We start from the raw sequence: 20,537 nt of genomic DNA on the forward strand, positions 1-20,537 counted from the left end.
TTTTATGGTACCCGTGCGTCGTAGAGCGCGCGGCTCCCGGTCATTTCAGGCTTTTCTTCCAGATATTCAACCATACGACAGCCTGTCGGTTTAACATATTCAGCAGCTGCTCCACGGCGGTTATCTCCACCGCCTGCATGGCGTAGCAGATGCCGACCCGGCGGAGCAGCGGATAGCCGGGTAGCTGGCGCAAACTCAGCTCGCAGCGCGATTCAGCCAGCGACCGGGGGGCGATCGCCAGCCCGAAGCCCGCCTCCACCAGATCGAGCGCCAGCGTAAAGCTTCCGGCGTTGGCGCTGGGAGGCGGACGCTTTCGGGTTATTGGCTATCTCGGCGTAAAAAATATCCTGCGTCCGGTGATTCTCGAGGCGGCTCTCGAAGATCCGACGGGCAATCCCGTCGACCGGGAGGTGCTGTCGCTGCATGCCACGACCGCCATCTCACGTGCGGCTTTTAATATGGACAGCCTGGCGACGCTGGTGGGGGATACCGTCACCATCGATATCGCCATCGAGGCTAAAGTTCGGCATCGGGCCTAAAATCCCCCGCGCGCTATTCGCACGGGAGGGCAGGGATTAACGGCTGCTGCGACCGGGCAGCATCCGGGACAGCACGCTATCGCGAAGCAGGTAGTGGTGGGCAAGCGCCGCCAGGGCGTGGGCGCAGGCGAGAATAATCAGCGCCCACGCCACGTTGTTGTGCCACTCCCCGAGGCTATGCCTGAGCGCGGGATCGATACTTACCCAGCCGGAGAGATCGGGCCCGCCAAAAAAGCGGAACGGCTCCTGCTGCGCCCAGCGAAACAGAAAGCCCAGCGTGGCCTGGGCGAACCAGCGTCCCGTGAACGGCGTGCGCGGCAAGCTTCGTCGGGAGTGAAAGGGGAGCGGGAGGCAGGGCGTAGCGCGGGGAGCGCTGGCTGATAATACGCCACAGCAGGCGCATGACGATCGTCAGCGCCAGCACGATACCGCACGAGATATGCAGGGCCTGCAGCTCTTTTCTCAACGGCGTACCGCGTGCCAGCCACGCCCAGAGATGCGCGCTGGAAAAGAGAAAGATGACGCAGGCGGCGGTGAGCCAGTGCAGCGTCAGCGTGAGGCCGTCATAGCGCTGGCGCCGGGCGGTGGGGAGAGTTGTTTCATGACAAAGGATTCCATCAGCGGTGTTTGATGATGGGTAAACGCGGCAGGGGGAACATCTATTCTGAAAATTTTTTATCGAGCGATCGCCCGCAGCGGCCGGTTTATTGCAATTTTGTTACATTCATTACATAACGGCGGCTGCGGCATTGCCTGCGCCGCGGTAACAGGCATCATAAAACGACCTTCCGCCAAGAGTATTGCATCATGATCAGAGTCGCCCTGGTGGATGACCATGTGGTCGTTCGCTCCGGTTTTGCCCAGCTATTAAATCTGGAAGACGATCTTATCGTGGCGGGGCAGTACAGCAGCGCCGCCGAGGCCTGGCCCGCCCTGATGCGCAGCGACATTGACGTTGCGGTGCTCGATGTCGCCATGCCCGACGAGAACGGCCTGAGCCTGCTCAAACGCCTGCGCCAGCGGCAGCCGGGGTTTCGCGCCATCATTCTCAGCATCTACGACACCCCGGCTTTTGTGCAGAGCGCCATCGACGCCGGGGCGAGCGGCTATCTGACCAAACGCTGCGGCCCGGAAGAGCTGGTACAGGCGGTACGTTCGGTGGGGATGGGCGGCCATTACCTGTGCGTTGATGCGCTTAAGGCGCTGCGCGGCGGCGAATCCTCGCCGAAAGCGCTCGACGTCCTGACCCCGCGCGAGCGGGAGATATTCGAGCTGCTGGTGAAAGGGGAGAGCGTGAAGGCGATCGCCTTCAGCCTGGCGCTGAGCCATAAAACCGTCCACGTTCACCGGGCTAACGTGCTGGGCAAGCTGCAGTGCGGCAGCACCATTGAGCTGGTGCATTTCGCCCTCGATAATCAGCTGCTGACGGGCCATGGATGAAACGCGCCTCCCGTCATCTGGTCCTGATGCTGTTTATCACCCTGGCCTGGGGAAGCGGCTGGCTGATGCTGTGGACGCTCAGCTTCTATTTGACCCACAACGGCCAGCAGGCGGTGCTGTTCCTGCCGCAGGGCGTCTATCTGGCGCTGCTGATCCTGCTGCCGCGCCGCTTTTGGCCGGCGGTGGTCCTGCCGCCGCTGGCGGCGATCGCCTGGCTGCGAAGCGAGCAGCTGCTGACCGGCTACGCGATCGCGATCGTCCCGCTGGTGGGCATGCTGTCGGCCTCTATGGCGCAGCGTTTCTGGTATCGTTTTCCGCTCTACTGGCAGCGGCTGTCGCTGCTGATTGCGGCGGTCAGCGCCAACGCGCTGCTCCAGACCCTGGCCCTGATCGCTTTTTTGCAAAGCCCCGCAACGCTGCTCGGGCTGGCCTCGTTTACCGGCGGCGTGCTGCTGGCGCCGTTTGTCTATCTGATGTTCGAGTTTTTGCGCCAGCAGCATCGCTACCAGCTGCTGGGGCTGGATACCAGCAACCCGCCGCTGCGCGCCTCGCTGATTATCTGGTGCAGCCTGTTTTTTATCATCGGCATCGGCACCCAGATGGTGCTCTCCCCGGCGCTGGAGCGGCTGCTGCTGATCGTGGTGTTTTTACCTAACGTGGTGATGGCGTGGAAGTTTGGCTGGCAGGGCGGCGTGCTCTCCGGCCTGCTCGGCAGCATGATGATCGCCATCGCGCGCCAGGCGGGCGGCGGCTTTACGGATCTGCTGGAGCTTGAGATTTTCCTCGCCACCCAGTCGCTGCTGGGGATTGGCCTGGGTATCGCCATCAGCCGCCAGCAGCACCTGGCGCTCAATCTCGATCGCTACCGCCGCAGGCTCGAGCAGGAGCTGCAGACGCGGCGCGAGCTGACGGAAAAGCTGATCCACACGGAGGAGGATACCCGCAAGCATCTTGCCCGCGAGCTGCATGATGAAATCGGGCAGAACATCACCGCCATTCAGATCCAGTCGCAGCTGGTCAAACGGGCCGGCGGTACCGCCCTGGCGATTGAGGCCGCCGGGCAAATCAACGCCCTGGCCCAGCGCATTCACCACTCCACCCGCCAGCTGCTGCGCCAGCTGCGCCCCCCGGCGCTGGACGAGCTGTCGCTCAAGGAGGCGCTGCACCATCTGGTGAAGGAGTTCGCCTTTGCCGAGCGCGGAATTAACTGCCGCTTCGACTACCGGCTGGCGGCCCCGCCGGCCAACGAAACCCTGGTCTTTACCCTCTATCGCCTGCTGCAGGAGCTGCTCAACAACGTCAGCAAGCACGCCGGCGCCAGCGAGGTGGCGATCCTGCTTTGCCAGCAGGGCGACGGCCTGTACCTCGAGGTGCGGGATAACGGCAGCGGCCTTGGCCCGCAGAACACGCCGGGCTTTGGCATGCAGGGCATCCGCGAGCGCGTCCACGCCCTCGGCGGGGAGCTGACCCTGGAATCACGCGGCGGCACGCGCGTAATTGTTAACCTGCCCACATTTTCGTCACAAACACTTCGCTAACCAGGAAAAAGTCTTAGCCGCACCGGACTTTCTCTCATCCATTTTGCCTCGCGCTTTTATATCGTCAGCCTAAACGGAGAACGCCATGCCCGCACTGTCTGCTGCACAGATCGCTCAACGCTACCGGACCCAGCGCCCGAGGCTGCTGCTGTGCATGGTCATTGGCTACGCCGCGTTCTACCTGACGCGTAAAAGCATCAACTACGTGCTGCCGGTTTTGCAGCTGGATATGGGGCTGAGTAAAAGCGACATCGGGCTGATCGGCTCGCTGTTCTATCTGAGCTACGGCCTGTCGAAATTTGCCGCTGGATTGTGGCATGACGGCCACGGACAGCGGGCGTTTATGGGGATTGGCCTGCTGGCGACCGGCGTGCTGAACGTGCTGTTCGTGTTTAGTCACTCCCTGCCGGTGCTGCTGTTTATCTGGACGCTAAACGGCTTTTTCCAGGGATGGGGATGGCCGCCCTGCGCCCGGCTGCTCACCCACTGGTATTCGCGCAACGAACGCGGCTTTTGGTGGGGCTGCTGGAACACCTCCATCAATATCGGCGGGGCGATTGTGCCGCTGATTTGCGCCTTCGCCGCCCACTTTTGGGGCTGGCGGGCGGCGATGCTGGCGCCGGGGATCGTCAGCATCGTGCTCGGCATCTGGCTGACCACCCAGCTGCGGGGCACGCCGCAGGAGGAGGGGCTGCCGACGGTGGGCGAGTGGCGTAACGATCCGCTGGAGCTGCGCCAGGAGCTGCAGAGCCCGCCGATGGGTCTGTGGCAGATGCTGCGCACCACCGTGCTGCAGAACCCGATGATCTGGCTGCTGGGCGCCTCATACGTGCTGGTGTATCTGATCCGCATCGCGCTCAACGACTGGGGCAACATCTGGCTGGCGGAGAGCCACGGCGTCAACCTGCTGAGCGCCAACGCCACGGTCATGCTGTTCGAGGCCGGCGGCCTGCTCGGGGCGCTGTTCGCCGGCTGGGGATCGGATCTGCTGTTTAGCGGCCAGCGCGCGCCGATGCTCCTGCTGTTCACGCTGGGGCTCATGGTCTCGGTCGCCGCGCTGTGGCTGGCACCGGTGCATCACTACGCGCTGCTGGCGATGTGTTTTTTCAGCGTCGGCTTTTTTGTCTTTGGTCCGCAAATGCTCATTGGCCTTGCCGCCGTCGAGTGCGGGCATAAGCAGGCGGCGGGGTCGATCAGCGGTTTTCTCGGCATGTTTGCCTATCTGGGGGCCGCGCTGGCCGGCTGGCCGCTGTCGCAGGTTATTGAACGCTACGGCTGGTCGGGAATGTTCAGCTTGCTCTCGCTGGCCGCCGTACTGATGGGTTTATTACTGATGCCCCTGCTGATGTCGGGCGTCACCGTTTCACGCAATCACACAACATCCTGAAGGGCTGAATAATGAAAACAACGCTTCTCTCTACCCTCATTGCTTCCGGTCTCGCGCTCGCCGCCCTCACCGGCGCGGCGCAGGCTAAAGGTCGTTTGGTGGTCTACTGCAGCGCCACCAACGAAATGTGCGAAGCCGAAACCAAAGCGTTCGGCGACAAGTACGACGTTAAAACCTCGTTTATCCGCAACGGCTCCGGCAGTACCCTGGCGAAGGTGGACGCGGAGAAGAAAAACCCGCAGGCCGACGTCTGGTACGGCGGCACCCTCGATCCGCAGTCGCAGGCCGGCGAAATGGGGCTGCTGCAGCCGTATAAATCACCGAACCTCGAGCAGATCATGGAGAAATTCCGCGATCCGGCGAAGGTGAAGGGCAACCTCTCCTCGGCGGTTTACGTCGGGATCCTCGGCTTTGGCGTCAACACGCAGCGGCTGAAAGAGAAGAATCTGCCGGTGCCGAAATGCTGGAAGGATCTGACCAAAGCGGAATACAAAGGCGAGATCCAGATTGCCGATCCGCAGAGCTCGGGCACCGCCTACACCGCGCTGGCGACCTTCGTCCAGCTGTGGGGGGAAGATCAGGCGTTTGATTATCTGAAACAGCTCAACGCCAACGTTTCCCAGTACACCAAATCCGGCATTGCCCCGGCGCGTAACGCCGCCCGCGGCGAAACGGCGATCGGCATCGGCTTCCTTCACGACTACTCGCTGGAAAAAGAGCAGGGCGCGCCGCTGGAGCTGATCTCCCCGTGCGAGGGTACCGGCTATGAGATTGGCGGCGTCAGCATTCTGCAGGGCGCGCGCAACGCGGATAACGCGAAGCTGTTCGTTGACTGGGTGCTGTCGAAGGATGCCCAGGAGCTGGCGTGGAAGAAGGGAAAATCCTATCAAATCCTCACCAACACCACGGCGGAGACCTCGCCAAACTCGCTGAAGCTCGATGACCTCAAGCTTATCAGCTATGACATGGATAAGTATGGCTCAACGGAAGTCCGCAAAGCGCTCATTAACAAATGGGTTGCCGACGTGAAGATGGGTAAATAAGCCCGCGACAAGTGGTTATCGCCCGGCGTCCCCGTCGGGCCAACAGCACCCGGAAAACTTATGTCACACACATTAGCTCTTCATCCCGCGAAAAAACGGGATGCGGTATTCCTGTGGGTTTTACTCGGCTGGCTGGCGTTTGCCCTGCTGCCGGGCTGGAGCCTGGATTACGGCCTGCTGGAGTCGACGCGCGACGAGATCCTCGCCGCCTACGGCTGGTCGCAGGTCAACGTTAGCTGGCTGTGGTACCTGCTGCCGAGCCTGCTGCTGGTTCGCCCGCTGAGCGAAGCGCGCCGCGAGCAGCGGGCCCGCCACTATTTTGACGCCGGCTGGGCGCTGCTGTGCATGGCCTTTATCGTCATCAGCGCTACCGTCGAGGGCCGGGGCTTAGGCTACGCCGCCATCGTGCTGTTCGTGGCGCTGGGCGCCATCATGACCCTGGCGCTGACGCGCCTCGAGTGGCTGGGCGGCGACCGCTTTGTCATTGGCTCGCTGATTACCATCATCGCGCTGATCGGCATTTTTATCGTCTGGCCGAGCATCGCCATTTTTATCCCGATGTTCACCAACGCCGCCGGGGAGTTCGCGCCGCTGGCGTTCCTCAGCGTCCTCTCCCAGGCGCATATCGTGCAGGTCATTATCAACTCGATCCTGCTGTCGATTGCCGTCGGGATCGGCTGCACCTTCTTCGGCCTGGTGCTGGCGATTTACACCACCCGCATCGCGAAGCGCAGCGCCATCATCGGGCGCATTTTCTCGATTCTGCCGATCGTCACGCCGCCGTTCGTGGTGGGGCTTGGCGTCACGCTGATGATGGGGCGCTCCGGCTACGTGACCGAATTTATGGCGACCTGGTTCGGGCTGACCAACACCAACTGGCTGTACGGCTTTACCGGCATCTGGCTGGCGCAGGTGCTGGCCTTTACCCCGATGGCGTTTATGATCCTCGACGGCGCCATCAAGACCATCCATCCCTCGCTGGAGGAGGCGTCGTATACCCTGCGCGCCAGCCGCTGGCAAACCTTTAACGGCGTATTCGTCCCGCTGCTCAAGCCGGCGCTGGCGAACGCCTTCCTGATCGTTATCGTGCAGTCGCTGGCCGACTTCAGTAATCCGCTGGTGCTGGGCGGCAACTTCGACGTACTGGCGACACAGATCTACTTCTACATTACCGGCTCGCAGCTGGATTATCAGGCCGCCAGTACCCTCGGCGCGTTCCTGCTGCTGTTCTCGCTGCTGGTGTTCTGCGTGCAGTATATGTGGATTGGCAAGCGCTCCTACGTGACCGTTTCCGGTAAGTCCTACCGCGGCGACGTGCAGCCGCTGCCGGCGATGCTGGTGCGGGGCGTGGTGGCCCTGCTGGCGATCTGGATTGCGTTTAACGCCCTGCTTTACGGCAGCATTTTCTACGGCAGCTTCACCGCCAACTGGGGCGTGGACTACACCCTGACGTTGGATAACTTTATTAAGCTGTTTGGCCAGGGGATGAGCGACGGCGCGTGGCCTTCGCTGCTCGATACCCTGCTGTACGCCGGGATTGCGGCGCCGATCACCGCCGGCTTCGGCCTGCTGATCGCCTGGGTCGTGGTGCGCCAGCAGTTCAGGGGCAAAAAGACCATTGAGTTTACTACCATGCTGTGCTTCGCGGTTCCCGGCACCGTGGCGGGGGTGTCGTACATTCTGGCCTTCAACAGCGCGCCGGTTTATCTCACCGGCACGGCGGCGATTGTGATTATGTCGATGGTGATGCGCAACGTGCCGGTCGGCATTCGCGCGGGCATTGCCGGCCTCGGCCAGATCGATAAATCGCTGGATGAGGCCTCGCTGAGCCTGCGCGCCGGGAGCCTACGCACCATTACCCATATCCTGCTGCCGCTGCTGCGCCCGGCTATTTTGTCGGCGCTGATTTACAGCTTTGTGCGCGCCATTACCACCGTCAGCGCGATTGTCTTCCTCGTCACGCCGGATACCCGGGTGGCAACGGCCTACATTCTCAACCGGGTAGAAGACGGTGAATACGGCGTGGCGATCGCCTACGGCTCCATTCTGATAGTCGTGATGCTGGCGATTATTTTCCTCTTTGACTGGCTGATCGGCGAGGCGCGAATCTCCCGCTCAAAAGCCAAAAATCAGGCGTAATTCTATGACTCAAAAACATTTCGTTGAGCTGCGCAACGTCGGCAAGCGCTTTGGCGATAACACCGTTATCGAAACCATTAACCTTGCCATTCCGCAGGGGCAGATGGTGACGCTGCTCGGCCCGTCCGGCTGCGGGAAAACCACGGTGCTGCGGCTGGTGGCTGGGCTGGAAAAGCCCACCAGCGGGCAGATTTTTATCGATGGCGAAGACGTCACCCACCGCTCTATCCAGCAGCGCGATATCTGCATGGTGTTCCAGTCCTACGCGCTGTTCCCTCATATGTCGCTGGGGGAGAACGTCGGCTATGGTCTGAAGATGCTCGGCGTATCGCGCAGCGAGACAAAAGCGCGGGTGAAAGAGGCGCTGGCGATGGTCGACCTGGAGGGCTACGAGGATCGCTTTGTCGATCAGATCTCCGGCGGCCAGCAACAGCGCGTGGCGCTGGCCAGGGCGCTAATCCTCAAGCCGAAGGTGCTGCTGTTTGACGAGCCGCTGAGCAACCTTGACGCCAACCTGCGCCGCAGCATGCGGGAGAAGATCCGCGAGCTGCAAAAACAGTTCAATATTACCTCGCTGTACGTCACCCACGATCAGAGCGAGGCCTTTGCGGTCTCCGATACGGTGCTGGTGATGAACAAAGGCAGCATCATGCAGATTGGCTCGCCGCAGGATCTCTACCGTCAGCCGGCTTCGCGCTTTATGGCCAGCTTTATGGGCGACGCGAACCTGTTCCCGGCCAGCTTCAGCGCCGAGAGCGTGGAGATCCACGGCTACCGTCTGCCGCGCCCGCCGCACTTTACCGCCAGCGGAAGCGGCACCGTTGGCGTCCGCCCGGAGGCGATTACCCTCAGCCAGCAGGGGCTCGAGAGCCAGCGCTGCGTCATCCGCCACGTGGCCTATATGGGGCCGCAGTACGAGGCGATCGTTGAGTGGCACGGCCAGCAGATTTTGCTGCAAATCAACGCCACCCGTCTGCAGCCCGACGTCGGGGAGAGCTACTACCTGCAGATTCATCCCTACGGGATGTTTATGTTACAGGATGCCGCATAGGAGTCGGCGCCCTGCTTAGCCGCAGGGGGCCGCTGCCGTTCGACGACGGCGCAAAATCAAGATCCCTGTTTATCCTCCTTTCCCGCCGTAGACCCTGCCAACCCTACATTTATCCCGGTTTTAATCACGCTATCCCACCGCCGCTGGCTATCCATTTATGCTGAATGGATATTCATTAACATTATGTTTATAAACAATAAAATTGTATTAATTTCCGAGATGGCAATGTCAACAGTATTCCTGGCTCAACCAACTTAAAATCTATAAAAGTAGACGTTTGTCGACTTTTCATCTAAAAAGTCTGAGTGAGGGGCTAGACAAAACCACCATCCGGTTATCAAATGGTTAAATAATATTAAATTTTAAGTAAATGATTGGCCAAATGAAAAAATGGTCAACGCGTTTTCCGCGAATTACAAGCGCTTCGGCGCACCTTATTGGGAGAAGTTATGCATTCCTCTGTTAATAAAAACGAAAGTCGGACCTTCTTTGGTCATCCCTATCCGCTAGGGTCGCTGTTTTTTACCGAAATGTGGGAGCGATTCTCTTTTTACGGCATTCGCCCGCTTTTAATCCTGTTTATGGCCGCCACCGTCTATGACGGCGGAATGGGGCTGGCGCGCGAAAACGCGTCGGCAATCGTCGGCATCTTCGCCGGCAGCATGTACCTCGCGGCGCTGCCGGGCGGCTGGCTGGCGGACAACTGGTTGGGTCAGCAAAAGGCCGTCTGGTACGGCTCGATTCTGATTGCGCTCGGCCATCTGTCGATTGCCCTCTCTGCGTGGATGGGCGACACCCTGTTCTTTATCGGGCTGATGTTTATCGTGCTCGGTTCCGGCCTGTTTAAGACCTGTATCTCGGTGATGGTCGGCACGCTGTATAAGAAGGGCGACGCGCGCCGCGACGGCGGATTCTCGCTGTTCTATATGGGCATCAATATGGGCTCGTTTATTGCCCCGCTGATCTCCGGGTGGCTTATCAAATCCCACGGTTGGCACTGGGGCTTTGGCATCGGCGGTATCGGGATGCTGGTGGCGCTGGTTATCTTCCGCCTGTTCGCTGTTCCGGCCATGAAGCGCTACGACAGCGAAGTGGGCCTCGACTCCACCTGGAACAGCCCGGTGGCGAAGAAAAACGGCGTCGGCGCCTGGCTGCTGGCGCTGGCGGTTGGGGTTGTGGCGGTGATTGTCCTGATTGCCCAGGGCGTTATCGTGGTTAACCCCGTGGCGGTTGCCAGCATCCTGGTGTACGTCATTGCGGCGTCGGTGGCGCTGTACTTTATCTATCTGTTCGCCTTTGCCGGCCTGACCCGCAAAGAGCGCGCTCGCCTGCTGGTGTGCTTTATCCTGCTGGTCTCCGCCGCCTTCTTCTGGTCGGCCTTCGAGCAGAAGCCGACGTCGTTTAACCTGTTCGCCAACGACTACACCAACCGCACCATCGGCAGCTTCGAAATTCCGGCGGTATGGTTCCAGTCGATTAACGCCCTGTTTATCATTCTGCTGGCGCCGGTATTCAGCTGGGCATGGCCGGCGATGGCGCGTAAAAACGTCCGCCTGAGCAGCATCACCAAGTTCGTTATCGGTATTCTCTGCGCCGCCGGCGGCTTCGGCCTGATGATGCTGGCCGCTGAGAACGTGCTGAGCAGCGGCGGGGCGGGCGTATCGCCGCTGTGGCTGGTGGGCAGTATTCTGATGCTGACGCTGGGCGAGCTGTGCCTAAGCCCGATTGGCCTGGCGACCATGACCCTGCTGGCGCCGGAAAGAATGCGCGGTCAGATGATGGGGCTGTGGTTCTGCGCCAGCGCGCTGGGTAACCTGGCCGCCGGCCTGATCGGCGGTCACGTCAAGGCCGACCAGCTGGATATGCTGCCGGATCTCTTCGCCCGCTGCTCGATTGCGCTGCTGATCTGCGCCGCCGTACTCTGCGTGCTGATCGTTCCCGTGCGCCGGATGCTGGAAAATACCCGCGGCAAAAGCGCCGGGGAGCCGGCGGCTAACGCCTGACGGTAAAAGCATTGTTATCCTGTAAACCGGCGCGCGATGCGCCGGTTTTTTTTCGCCCGAACTCTGCCGACGGGCTTACGCCTCCCGCCGCGTGCAGCGGTAAATGAGCGGCACGGCAAAGGCGTACAGCACCACCACCGACAGCCAGATGGCCCCGGGCCACCACGTCCTGAGGGCGAAATAGAGCGACGAAAAGGCCAGCGGCGCGACGATCGACGCCAGGCTGACGGTGGAGGCCAGCACCCCCTGCAGCTGCCCCTGCTGGTCGTCGTTGACCTGGCGGGTGGCCAGCGCCTGCAGGGCGGGCATCCCGATCCCGCCGAGGGCGATCAGCGGCATCACCGCAAAGACGATCCAACCCTGCTGGGCCAGCGACAGGATAATCAGCGCCGCGCTGGTGCTGGCGATGCCGCAGAGAATGGCCCCGCGCTCGCCGAGCCGGCGGGTTGCCGGGCCGGGCAAAAAGGCCTGCGCCAGCATCTGGCACACGCCGAATGCGCCCAGCGACAGGCCGACCCACAGCCCGTTCCAGTGAAACATATCCTGTCCCCACAGCGTCCAGCAGGTGCCGTAGACCTCCCCGGTGGCGCTTAAGAAGAAGAACACCAGCGCGATGCTGAGCAGCCCTTTGACTGAGAATAGCCAGCGCATGGGCCGCAGGGGATTGAGCTCGGCGAGCGTCATTTTGCGCTTCGCCGGCCGCCGCGACACCTTCAGGGCCAGCAGCGCCAGCAGGAAATTCGCGCCGTTCAGCACTGCGGCCACGATGAACGGCAGGCGCAGGGCGTAATCGCCGAGCACGCCGCCGAGCACCGGGCCGATAATAAACCCCGCGCCGAAGGTGGCGTTGAACAGCCCGAAGCGGCCGGCGCGCTTTTCCGCCGGCGTCACGTCCGTCAGCCACGCCATCGCCACCGAAAGGTTGGCGCTGGTGAGGCCAGCGATGGCCCGCCCGAGCAGCAGCGGCCAAAGATGGCTGGAAAAGGCCATCAGCAGGTAGTTGATCGCCGCCCCGGCCAGCGAAATCAGCAGTATCGGGCGGCGGCCGAAATTATCGCTGAGCGCGCCGAGCAGGGGGGCGAAAATAAACTGCATCAGGGCGTACAGCGCCGCCAGAATGCCGATGTAGGGGGCGATATCGCCGGTATGGACCACCTCTTTAAGCAGCTGCGGCAGCAGCGGAAAAATCAGCCCGATGCCGACGGCATCGAGCCAGATGGTGATAAAAATGACGCTCAGGGTTCTGTTCATGGTCGGCTCAACGCGGGGCGCGACGCATAGGGGGTATCCTGCGCGGCGGCGCGGGCGGCGTGAAAGCCGCGCTCGAGGATCGCGAGAAAGCGCTCGCGTACGACGTCGGCGGGCTGCTCCCGCTGCAGGCGCAGCGCGTCGCTGTAGGCAATGCGCCAGCCGTTGAGCACGATGCTGGCGATCAGCTGCGCCAGCGGATCGTACGCCGGCCGCTGAAGGCGCGACGCGAGCATGGCGCCCAGCGCCTGGGTCAGGAGAGCAAACTGCTCAAGGGCGTAGGACTGCAGCGACGGGCTGGCCTCAACGCCCTGCCAGAACGCCGCCACCCGCCGATCCATTCTGACCAGAGGATGCTGCTGGCTCATCAGCTCCTCGGCCAGCGCTTCCAGCACCGCGATCGGCGCCCGCTGGGGATGCCGATCGAACGCCTGCTGCAGCAGCTGGTGGACTTCGTCGATGCGATCGAAGTAGAGCTCTTCTTTACGCGGGAAATAGTTAAACACGGTCATTTTCGAGACGCCGGCCGCGGCGGCAATATCGGCAATGGTGACGTTATCAAAACCGTGCTGAATAAACAGTTCGGTAGCGGTATTGGAGAGCTGCTGGCGCGTAAGGCGCTTTTTTTGCTCGCGCAGCCCCTCGGCATGCTGGTGGGTATTCACGTATTCGCTCCGTCGTACCGATGTGGATAATTTTATGTCGGGTAAAATATTATTATCGATATAAAATTAAGTCCAGCGCTATGATGCATAACCGGAGGGCGTGCGGGTGAAGTGAAGCGAATGAAGTAAAAGGTTAAGCAGAAATTCAGCGGGAAATTAAGACGGCAAAAGGCGTGCGGACTGAAGGAGAGGGCGAGCCGAACCGCGCGGTGAACGCGGCCCGGCGTCAGGATTTAGCGGTAGACGATGCCGCCGTCGATGAGGATCGCCTGACCGGTAACGTAGTCAGAGTCCGGGCCGGCGAGATAGGAGACCAGGCTTGCCACGTCGTCCGGCGTTTCGGCACGGCCCAGCGCGATGCCCTCCACGTATTTCTTGTAGGTTTCACCTACCGGCGCGCCGGTGATCTCGGAGAAACGCTTGTCGATCTCGGTCCACATGCCGGTACCAACAATCCCCGGACAGTAGGCGTTTACCGTGATGCCGCGGCTGGCGTACTCTTTGGCCGCCGCCTGGGTCAGCGCGCGTACCGCAAATTTGGTGGCGGAGTAGATCCCCAGCAGAGCGAATCCATCGTGCCCGGCAATGGAGCATGCGTTGATGATTTTACCTTTCTGCTGACGGTCGATGAATTTTTTCGCCGCGGCCTGAATGCCCCACAGGGTGCCCTGGACGTTGATACGCATGATGCGATCGACCTCTTCCGGGGTCACGTCGGCCAGCGCCTGCACCTGAGCAATCCCGGCGTTGTTCACGATAATATCGAAGCCGCCCAGCTGCTTCTCCGCTTCGTCAATCGCGGCGTAAACCTGATCGCGGTCGGCGATATTGGCGACGAAGGTGGCCGCCTTGCGGCCCAGGGCCTCAACCTCAGCGGCGACGGCGGCAATCCCTTCCGGGTTGACGTCGACGAGCATCAGCGATGCGCCATCTTTAGCCAGACGTAAAGCAATCCCGCGGCCAATGCCCTGACCCGCGCCGGTGACCAACGCCACTTTATTTTCGATAGCCATTCTGTACTCACCTTGAGCTAATTAATAAACGACGGCTGCCCGATGCGTTGTGGGCCCGGTGCGGGAAGGGCGCAGCGGGCCAGAGGAGCATCAGCAGCAGAGAATGGCACTACTCTATAGCGGCGGATAAACGTGGCCTACCCCCCAGCTGGGGGGGCGCAGTGATGAAAAGCTGGAGCGCGCTCGGATATCGCAGCGATGCCTTGGTTCAACCGCCTCTCCTTGGGTACACTCGGGGAATGGACTGGCTGAAAAGGTAACGGCACGATGGAATTTTTGCCCGCAACGGATGACTCACTGAGTGAATGTGTTCCCGAAGAGCCTTTGGGCTTTACGCGCCAGCTGCCGCTTATCGCCACCCGCTTTACACCGCCTCGCTCACCCGGTTCGCTGCAGCTGCGCGACCGTCTGCTGCGGCGCCTGGACGCCGCCACCGGCAGCGCGCTGACGCTGGTGTACGCCCCGGCCGGGTTTGGCAAAACGACCCTGCTGGCCCAGTGGTACCACCATCGCCAGCAGCAGGGGGACGCCCTGGCCTGGCTGAGCATGGATGAAGACGACGGCCCGCCGGCGCTGTTTATGCGCTATCTTCAAGCGGCGCTGGCGCCCCTGTGGCAAGGGTGGAGCCCGGCCTTTCTCCGCCAGGCCGATGACGGCCCGGCGGCCGATCTCCGGCTGTTTCTGGCGGAGCTGGTGAACCAGCTGCACCGCTGCCCGCACCCGCTGTATCTCATCATTGACGACTACCAGAATATCTCCCACCCGGCGATCCACTCCGGGCTCAGTTGGCTGCTGAACCACGCCCCTGCCGCTCTGCACCTGATTATCGGCAGCCGCTGCCAGCCGACTCTCGCGCTCGGCCGGCTGCAGATGCAGGATCAGCTGGTGGAGGTGGACGATAGTGAGCTGCGCTTTAACGTCGGCGAAGCCAGCGCCTATTTTTCCGCCGCGCTGGCGCCGGGGTTTAGCCAGCAGGAGATCCCCCGGCTGCTGGCCCTGACGGAGGGCTGGGTCGCCGGGATGAAAATGGCTACCTTATCCAGCGGCCCCGCCCACTCCCACCCGGCGGCGGGCGGGCTGAACGCCGGCTCGCGCTCAATTGCCCGCTATCTTGACGAAGTTATTTTTGCCCCCTTGCCCTCCGAGGTGCTCGAGTTTCTCCTGCAAACGTCGGTGCTCAACCGCCTGCATCCGTCGCTGTGCGACGCTGTCACCGGCAAAGCCAACGGCGAGGCGATGCTGGCATGGATTGCGCAGCGCAACCTGTTTCTTTCCGCCCTCGACGAGGGCGGGCTGTGGTTTCGCTACCATCCGCTGATGCGCGACGCGCTGCTCTCTCGCCTGCAGCGCGGCGGCGAGGGGGATATTCACCGGCTGCACGAGCGCGCAGGCGCCTGGTTTGCCGGGCAGCAGCTGTGGGCGGAGGCGATCCGCCACGCCCTCGCCGCCGGTAAGGGCGGCGCCGGGCACGCAGAGGCCGGGGCACAGTCGCTGGCGGAAGAGGGGGACATCGACACGATGGTGCGTTGGATCCGCTACCTGCCGGCGGACCTCGACCCTTCGCGCATCGATCTGCAGATTAACCTCGCCTGGGCGCTGGCGCACCGCTTTCGCTTTCAGGATGCCCGCCAGCTGCTGGACGCGCTCGAAACCCTGGCGGCGGCCAGCGGCGAAGCATTAGCCCACATCTCGTGGGTCAAGCTGCGGGTGGTGCGGGCGATTTGCGAAGCTTTTGCCGAAAATATCCCGCAGAGCATTGCCATCGTTGAGCCGCTGCTGCGGGAGGTGCCCTGCGGCGACGTGTGGGTCGATGGCCTGGTGTGCAACATTCTCAGCTACTGCCATCTCGCCAACTCCCGGCCGCAGCAGGCCCTCGACGTGCAGCAGCGGGTATCCGGGGCGCGTGAGGCCAGCCGCAACCTGTTCGTCGGCGTGTATCGGGCCTTCGTCATGGCCCAGGGCTACCTGCGCCAGGGCAATCTGGCGGAGGCCGAGCGTCAGGCCAGCCGGGCGCTGGAGGCTGCGGAACGGCAGACCGGCGCCCGCTCCAGCAGCGGCGCGACGCTGGCGCCGATCCTCGCCGAAATCGCCTGGGAGCAGGGGGAGACGCAGCGCATTGACGCGCTGCTGACGCTGCGTCTGGAGACGATCGATGATTTTTGCCCGCCGGACGGCTTCAGCCGCTGCTATATCGTGCTGGCGAGGCGGGCGCGCCTCGACGCCCGTCCGGAGGAGGCGGAGTCTCTACTGCTGCATGCCGAAGGGCTGGCGGTCCAGCGCGGCTGGCTGCGGGCGCAGGCGCCGCTGCTGGCCGAACGCATCAGCCAGCGGCTGCAGGACGGCGACACCTCCGCCGCCGAAGCGCTGCTCTCCGGGCTGCAGGCGCTGGCCGGCGACGCGGACAAAAGCGACGTGGCGCACGCCTCTCTGGCCCTAAGCCACTGCCGGGTGCTGATGGCGAAAGGGGAAGCGACGGCGGCGGCGCAGCGGCTCGATACGCTGGCGGCCGAGCAGGAGCGCTGCGGGGAGTGGCTGTTCTCCGTACGCCTGCGGCTGCTGCAGGTCCGGGCCCTGTGGCAGGCGAATGCCCTGGAGCAGGCCGTGGCGGTTGGCGTTCCCGCGCTGCGGCGGGCAATGCGCCAGAAGCTGCTGCGCAGCCTGCTGGACGGCGGCCCGGCACTGGCGTCGTTGCTGCAGCTGATCGCTAAACGCGGCGCGGCGGGAACGGAGTTCAGCGCCGACCTGACCCGGCTGCTGGCGCAGTTTGCCGCCGCCGGGATCCCGCTCAGCGCCGGACGCGCCGCGCCGCCAGACGTACGCCTAACCGAGCGGGAGCGGCAAACCCTGCGCCTGATTGCCGAGGGCTACTCGAATAAGGGGATGGCGCGGGAGCTGGGGATTTCGGCGGAGACCGTCAAATGGCACCTCAAGCAACTGTACGAAAAGCTGCAGGTCAGCGGCCGCATTCAGGCGCTCAACCAGGCGCGCGAGTGGCAGCTGCTAAGCTAAGGGCGCGGTTACTTCTGCGGGGCCGCGTTCGCCGCCCCGCCTTTATTACTTCTGGTATTACTTCTCGCTAACTTCCGCCAGCGGGCTGCGATAGTCGCCGCCCAGCGCCTTGATCAGCGTAACGTCGGTGCTCAGGCGCTGGGCCTGGATATCCAGCAGCATCAGCTGCTGGGCGATGGCCGGCCGACGCGCTTCCTGGGCGGCATAATAGCTGAGCAGCCCGCGCTGATAGTGCGCGCTGGCGCTGTGGGTGGTGGCCATGGCGGCGGTCACCTTCAACTGCTGGAGCGCCACCTGCTGGTTGAGATCGTTGAGCTGGCTGGAGCTTATCGCCACGTCGCGAACGGCGTCGAGGACGGCCTGGTTGTACTGCTTGATCAGGATATTGCTGGCGGTGCGCACCGAACGCAAATTGGCGTTCAGACGCCCGCCGTCAAAGATCGGCAGATAGAGGCCGGGCAGCAGGTTGATCTGCTGGAATGATGATTTAAACAGATCCCCGACGCTCAGCGCGTTATATCCCCAGAAGGCCTTGATATCGAAGTGCGGGTAGAACGCCGCCTTTGCCGCATCGACCTGGCTTAGCGAGGCGGTGACGTAGCCGCGCAGCGCCTGCAGGTCCGGGCGGCGGGCCAGCAGCTCGAAGGAGAGCGAATCGGGAAGCGTCTCCTGCAGCGTCGGCAGCGGCACCGGGTGGATCTCCGGCATGCTGTGGGCGTCGGCGCCGATCAACGCGCGCAGGGTTTCGCGATACTGGGTGAGGGTGCCTTTAGCGGTAATCGTCTGCTGCTGCGCCGCCAGCAGCTCGGCCTGGGCGTTGGCGATATCGACGCTATCCTCCACGCCCCGGCGGGTGCGGTGCTCGTGCGCCTGCACCGACAGGCGGGAAATCTCTTCCAGCTGGTTGAGCAGCGCAATTTTCTGGAAGGTGGCCTGCATCGCGAAGTACAGCTGCGCCACGCTGCTGGCGAGATCCAGCTCGATACCGGCGGTTTCCGCCTGGCGCGCGTTTTTCTCGCCGATGGCCGCCGCGACGCGGGCGCGGTCGGCGCCCCAGAGATCGATATTCAGCGTGGCGCCGACGCCTACCGTATTCAGGGTGTACCAGGGACCGTTTTTATCGACCGGCAGAGAGTAGGAGTAGGGCCAGGTGAACTGCTTGTTGGTCACCCGCAGGCGGTTTTGCGCCGCCACCGCGGTGGCCTGCACGCCCATTGCCGACTGCGCCAGCTCTACCGTCGACTGCGATTGCGAAATGCGCAGCCGGGCGGCCTGCATGGTTGGGGAGTTCTGCAGGGCGCGGTTCACCAGCATGTTGAGCTGGGCATCGTCATAGCCTTCCCACCATCTGGCCGCCGGCCAGCCGCTGTTCGCCAGATGAATCACCTGCGCGAGCTCCGCCTGCTGCGGGTTAACTATCCTGACCTGCGCGGGCTCATCCTGAATCAGCGCGCACCCGGCGAGCAGGACGAAGGCGAGGGGTGAGTAGCGCAGGTAGCGTGCTGCGGTGTCCATTTTTCTCATGACTTATCTGCCTGTCGCGGAAGATCGGAAGGTGCGGACGACCACGTCGGTAACGTCGTCAGTAGTGTCGCCAGAGGCGGACCAAAGGGGTTGAGCGGATCCGGATGGAGCCCGCGGGGCGGCTCCGGGGCGGCCTGCTGGCACTCGATATCCTCGGCGTAGGCCTGGAGCTGCGCGGCGCTGCGCTGGAGGAAATCATCCCCCGGCGCGGCGTACAGCTGGTAGCCTTCGCTTAAGCGCACGATCTCCTGGGCCCTGAGCCAGGTCGCTTTGACCGGCCAGGTTTTGGCCTCCGGATGCGGATGGGCCCAGGCGTTGAGCGGCTCGGCCGCCACCCGATGCATCAGCGTTTCGGCGCCGTTCAGGGAGTGAAACAGCGGCACCAACCTGACCTCATCATCCCCGGCGCGCAGGTAGCCGGCAATCTGCCGGTAGAGCTGCGCGAGGCGCGATTTCAGCGGCAGGGCTTCGCTATCCGGCCACAGGTAGAGGTGGACGATCGAAGAGACCAGCACTCCGAGAAGGATGCCGATAACCCGATCGCGCAGCTCGGTGAGATTGGTCAGCGGCCCGAACCAGCTGAGAAACGCCAGCGAAAAGGTAAAGCCTATCTGGATCCCTGCGTAGGCGATGCGCTCCGAGCCGGCGGCAATCCACGCCGACAGCGCCATCACCGGGAGGGTCATTGCCAGCAGCCCGACGATGGATTCGGTGTGCGGCTGAACGTAGACGATCATCAGCAGCGCCAGCAGGGTGGCGAGCAGGGCGCCGCCGATGCGCAGCCAGGTTTTCTGCAGGGTTGCCCCCAGCCCCGGCTGGGCAACAATCACGCAGCTCAGCATAATGGTGTGGATACCCTGCCAGTCGGCGGCGGTATAAAAAACGTAGCACAGCAGGGTCGCCAGCAGCGTTTTGAGGGCGAAGTGCAGGTAGGCCGGATTGGTCCACGCATCGGGCAGCAGCAGCGGGGCCTTTTCCTCTTCCCCGGTCGGCAGCGCAACCGCTTCGCCGCGGGCCAGCTTGCCCAGGGTGGCGGCCATCTCCTGGAGAATTACGCCATTGGCGCTATCCCGGACGACGATCTCTGGCCGCGCGGGCAGGGCGTCGGCGCGCAGGTTCTCCGCCAGCGCCGAGAGCGCGGCGGAGAGCTGCTGGCGCTCGGTGGGATGGTCATCCCCTGGCTGAAGCAGCGCGGCAAGGTGATAGCAGTGCAGCGCGGCGGCCATCAGCGATTGCCACCCCCGCGGGTCGGCGGCCATCTCCGGGCTGGAGCGGGTAGCCTGCTTATAGAGGGCGTTTAGCTGGGCAAAGTTTTCGGCGATCTCTTTAAACGTCGGCTGGTTTTTCAGCGGCCCCGGCTGCTCGAGGAGCTGCGCAACCTGGCGCAGCAGGACGACGATCCGCGCCTTGAGCTGGTAGCCGGGAAACGCCTGCTGAAAACAGGCGTTAACCAGCAGGGTGACCACAATGGCGGTATTAATAACCACCCACAGCCACAGCAGCAGGCGCACCAGAATCTCGCTCTGGCTGGTCATCGACGGGAAGGTTTGCGCGTAGATAACCACCAGCGCCACCACGAAGAAGGCCATCCCCAGCTTGCCCAGCACCCGCATCAGGTAGATCGCGCCGAAAAACAGGAATACCGAGGCCACCAGGCGGATCAGCGGATAATCATAGGTCCATTTGATGATCAGCAGCACGCTGCCCAGCGCCACGCTGACGGTGATAAAAAACACCACGCTCACCAGCTTGATCATCAGCACGTTCGGCTGGCTGACGTAAAACACCACGATCAGCGCGACGGCCAGAAAGGGGATCTGCAGGGTCATAAACAGGACGATCAGCACCGCGCAGCTCAGCGTCAGGCGCAGGGTATAGTTGGCCCGACCCGGCACATCGCGGAGTTCCCGGCTCAGAAACGACCACAGGTTCTGCATG

The 20,537-nt window shown here is 62.7% G+C and carries 15 protein-coding genes and 1 pseudogene; 9 read left to right on the plus strand and 7 right to left on the minus strand.

The annotated features are described in order from the left end of the window. Positions 1–40: 40 nt before the first annotated feature. Positions 41–259 carry a substrate-binding domain-containing protein gene (locus GVK32_RS03500; RefSeq protein ID WP_255429650.1) on the minus strand — a complete coding sequence of 73 codons (219 nt, stop codon included), beginning with the start codon at positions 257–259 and terminating at the stop codon, positions 41–43. On the opposite strand from GVK32_RS03500, the gene GVK32_RS03505 reads away from it, so the two are divergent. After that, on the plus strand, positions 234–539 hold the full coding sequence (locus GVK32_RS03505; RefSeq protein ID WP_159865753.1) for a YceI family protein: 306 nt from the start codon (positions 234–236) through the stop codon (positions 537–539). The genes GVK32_RS03500 and GVK32_RS03505 overlap by 26 nt on opposite strands. A 36-nt stretch (positions 540–575) precedes the next feature. Here GVK32_RS03505 and GVK32_RS03510 read toward each other — a convergent pair. Next, positions 576–1,152 (minus strand): annotated as a pseudogene (locus tag GVK32_RS03510) (cytochrome b). A gap of 194 nt (positions 1,153–1,346) precedes the next feature. On the opposite strand from GVK32_RS03510, the gene GVK32_RS03515 reads away from it, so the two are divergent. The 7 genes from GVK32_RS03515 (at position 1,347) to GVK32_RS03545 (ending at position 11,140) form a co-directional block, all read left to right on the plus strand. Beyond that, the gene (locus GVK32_RS03515; protein ID WP_132512864.1) at positions 1,347–1,979 is read left to right on the plus strand and encodes a response regulator transcription factor; all 633 of its coding nucleotides are present in this window, start codon (positions 1,347–1,349) and stop codon (positions 1,977–1,979) included. Next, positions 1,976–3,517 carry an MASE1 domain-containing protein gene (locus tag GVK32_RS03520; protein ID WP_159865226.1) on the plus strand — a complete coding sequence of 514 codons (1,542 nt, stop codon included), beginning with the start codon at positions 1,976–1,978 and terminating at the stop codon, positions 3,515–3,517. The genes GVK32_RS03515 and GVK32_RS03520 overlap by 4 nt, the downstream gene beginning before the upstream one ends. Before the next feature lie 85 nt (positions 3,518–3,602). Next, on the plus strand, positions 3,603–4,904 hold the full coding sequence (uhpC, locus tag GVK32_RS03525; protein ID WP_159865229.1) for an MFS transporter family glucose-6-phosphate receptor UhpC: 1,302 nt from the start codon (positions 3,603–3,605) through the stop codon (positions 4,902–4,904). A gap of 11 nt (positions 4,905–4,915) precedes the next feature. Then, positions 4,916–5,947, plus strand: coding sequence for an ABC transporter substrate-binding protein (locus GVK32_RS03530; protein ID WP_159865232.1), 1,032 nt, complete (start codon positions 4,916–4,918; stop codon positions 5,945–5,947). Positions 5,948–6,007: 60 nt separating this feature from the next. Beyond that, positions 6,008–8,086, plus strand: a complete 2,079-nt coding sequence (locus tag GVK32_RS03535) for an iron ABC transporter permease (RefSeq protein WP_159865235.1) — start codon at positions 6,008–6,010, stop codon at positions 8,084–8,086. A gap of 4 nt (positions 8,087–8,090) precedes the next feature. Further along, complete coding sequence (gene fbpC, locus GVK32_RS03540; RefSeq protein ID WP_159865238.1) at positions 8,091–9,137, plus strand: ferric ABC transporter ATP-binding protein; 1,047 nt, start codon at positions 8,091–8,093, stop codon at positions 9,135–9,137. Between the two features lie 449 nt (positions 9,138–9,586). After that, on the plus strand, positions 9,587–11,140 hold the full coding sequence (locus GVK32_RS03545; protein ID WP_159865241.1) for a peptide MFS transporter: 1,554 nt from the start codon (positions 9,587–9,589) through the stop codon (positions 11,138–11,140). Between the two features lie 75 nt (positions 11,141–11,215). On the opposite strand, the gene GVK32_RS03550 is transcribed toward GVK32_RS03545, so the two are convergent. The 3 genes from GVK32_RS03550 to GVK32_RS03560 all read right to left on the minus strand — a co-directional run bounded on the left by GVK32_RS03550 (position 11,216) and on the right by GVK32_RS03560 (position 14,066). Then, positions 11,216–12,391 (minus strand): TCR/Tet family MFS transporter, encoded by a 1,176-nt coding sequence (locus tag GVK32_RS03550; protein ID WP_159865244.1) that lies wholly within the window; start codon positions 12,389–12,391, stop codon positions 11,216–11,218. Further along, positions 12,388–13,053, minus strand: a complete 666-nt coding sequence (locus GVK32_RS03555) for a TetR/AcrR family transcriptional regulator (RefSeq protein WP_159865247.1) — start codon at positions 13,051–13,053, stop codon at positions 12,388–12,390. Before GVK32_RS03555 ends, GVK32_RS03550 begins: the two co-directional genes overlap by 4 nt. A gap of 233 nt (positions 13,054–13,286) precedes the next feature. Next, positions 13,287–14,066 carry an acetoin reductase gene (locus GVK32_RS03560; protein ID WP_159865250.1) on the minus strand — a complete coding sequence of 260 codons (780 nt, stop codon included), beginning with the start codon at positions 14,064–14,066 and terminating at the stop codon, positions 13,287–13,289. A 267-nt stretch (positions 14,067–14,333) separates the two neighbouring features. On the opposite strand from GVK32_RS03560, the gene GVK32_RS03565 reads away from it, so the two are divergent. Next, positions 14,334–17,075, plus strand: a complete 2,742-nt coding sequence (locus tag GVK32_RS03565; RefSeq protein ID WP_159865253.1) for a LuxR C-terminal-related transcriptional regulator — start codon at positions 14,334–14,336, stop codon at positions 17,073–17,075. A gap of 57 nt (positions 17,076–17,132) precedes the next feature. On the opposite strand, the gene GVK32_RS03570 is transcribed toward GVK32_RS03565, so the two are convergent. Both GVK32_RS03570 and GVK32_RS03575 read right to left on the minus strand, forming a co-directional pair. Further along, complete coding sequence (locus tag GVK32_RS03570) at positions 17,133–18,599, minus strand: MdtP family multidrug efflux transporter outer membrane subunit (protein WP_159865256.1); 1,467 nt, start codon at positions 18,597–18,599, stop codon at positions 17,133–17,135. Next, the gene (locus GVK32_RS03575) at positions 18,596–20,536 is read right to left on the minus strand and encodes an FUSC family protein (protein ID WP_159865259.1); all 1,941 of its coding nucleotides are present in this window, start codon (positions 20,534–20,536) and stop codon (positions 18,596–18,598) included. Before GVK32_RS03575 ends, GVK32_RS03570 begins: the two co-directional genes overlap by 4 nt. Position 20,537 lies beyond the last annotated feature (1 nt).

Origin of the sequence: Klebsiella sp. 18074, from assembly GCF_902705905.1 — a bacterium.
In the GTDB taxonomy this organism is placed as follows: Bacteria; Pseudomonadota; Gammaproteobacteria; order Enterobacterales; family Enterobacteriaceae; genus Klebsiella; species Klebsiella terrigena.

Coding starts and splice junctions, on each gene's coding strand:
- GVK32_RS03560 (WP_159865250.1), bottom strand. CDS start 14,066: ATGGCTATCGAAAATAAAGTGGCGTTGGTCACCGGCGCGGGTCAGGGC.
- GVK32_RS03550 (WP_159865244.1), bottom strand. CDS start 12,391: ATGAACAGAACCCTGAGCGTCATTTTTATCACCATCTGGCTCGATGCC.
- GVK32_RS03535 (WP_159865235.1), top strand. CDS start 6,008: ATGTCACACACATTAGCTCTTCATCCCGCGAAAAAACGGGATGCGGTA.
- GVK32_RS03565 (WP_159865253.1), top strand. CDS start 14,334: ATGGAATTTTTGCCCGCAACGGATGACTCACTGAGTGAATGTGTTCCC.
- GVK32_RS03575 (WP_159865259.1), bottom strand. CDS start 20,536: ATGCAGAACCTGTGGTCGTTTCTGAGCCGGGAACTCCGCGATGTGCCG.
- GVK32_RS03545 (WP_159865241.1), top strand. CDS start 9,587: ATGCATTCCTCTGTTAATAAAAACGAAAGTCGGACCTTCTTTGGTCAT.
- GVK32_RS03515 (WP_132512864.1), top strand. CDS start 1,347: ATGATCAGAGTCGCCCTGGTGGATGACCATGTGGTCGTTCGCTCCGGT.
- GVK32_RS03530 (WP_159865232.1), top strand. CDS start 4,916: ATGAAAACAACGCTTCTCTCTACCCTCATTGCTTCCGGTCTCGCGCTC.
- GVK32_RS03570 (WP_159865256.1), bottom strand. CDS start 18,599: ATGAGAAAAATGGACACCGCAGCACGCTACCTGCGCTACTCACCCCTC.
- uhpC (WP_159865229.1), top strand. CDS start 3,603: ATGCCCGCACTGTCTGCTGCACAGATCGCTCAACGCTACCGGACCCAG.
- GVK32_RS03520 (WP_159865226.1), top strand. CDS start 1,976: ATGAAACGCGCCTCCCGTCATCTGGTCCTGATGCTGTTTATCACCCTG.
- fbpC (WP_159865238.1), top strand. CDS start 8,091: ATGACTCAAAAACATTTCGTTGAGCTGCGCAACGTCGGCAAGCGCTTT.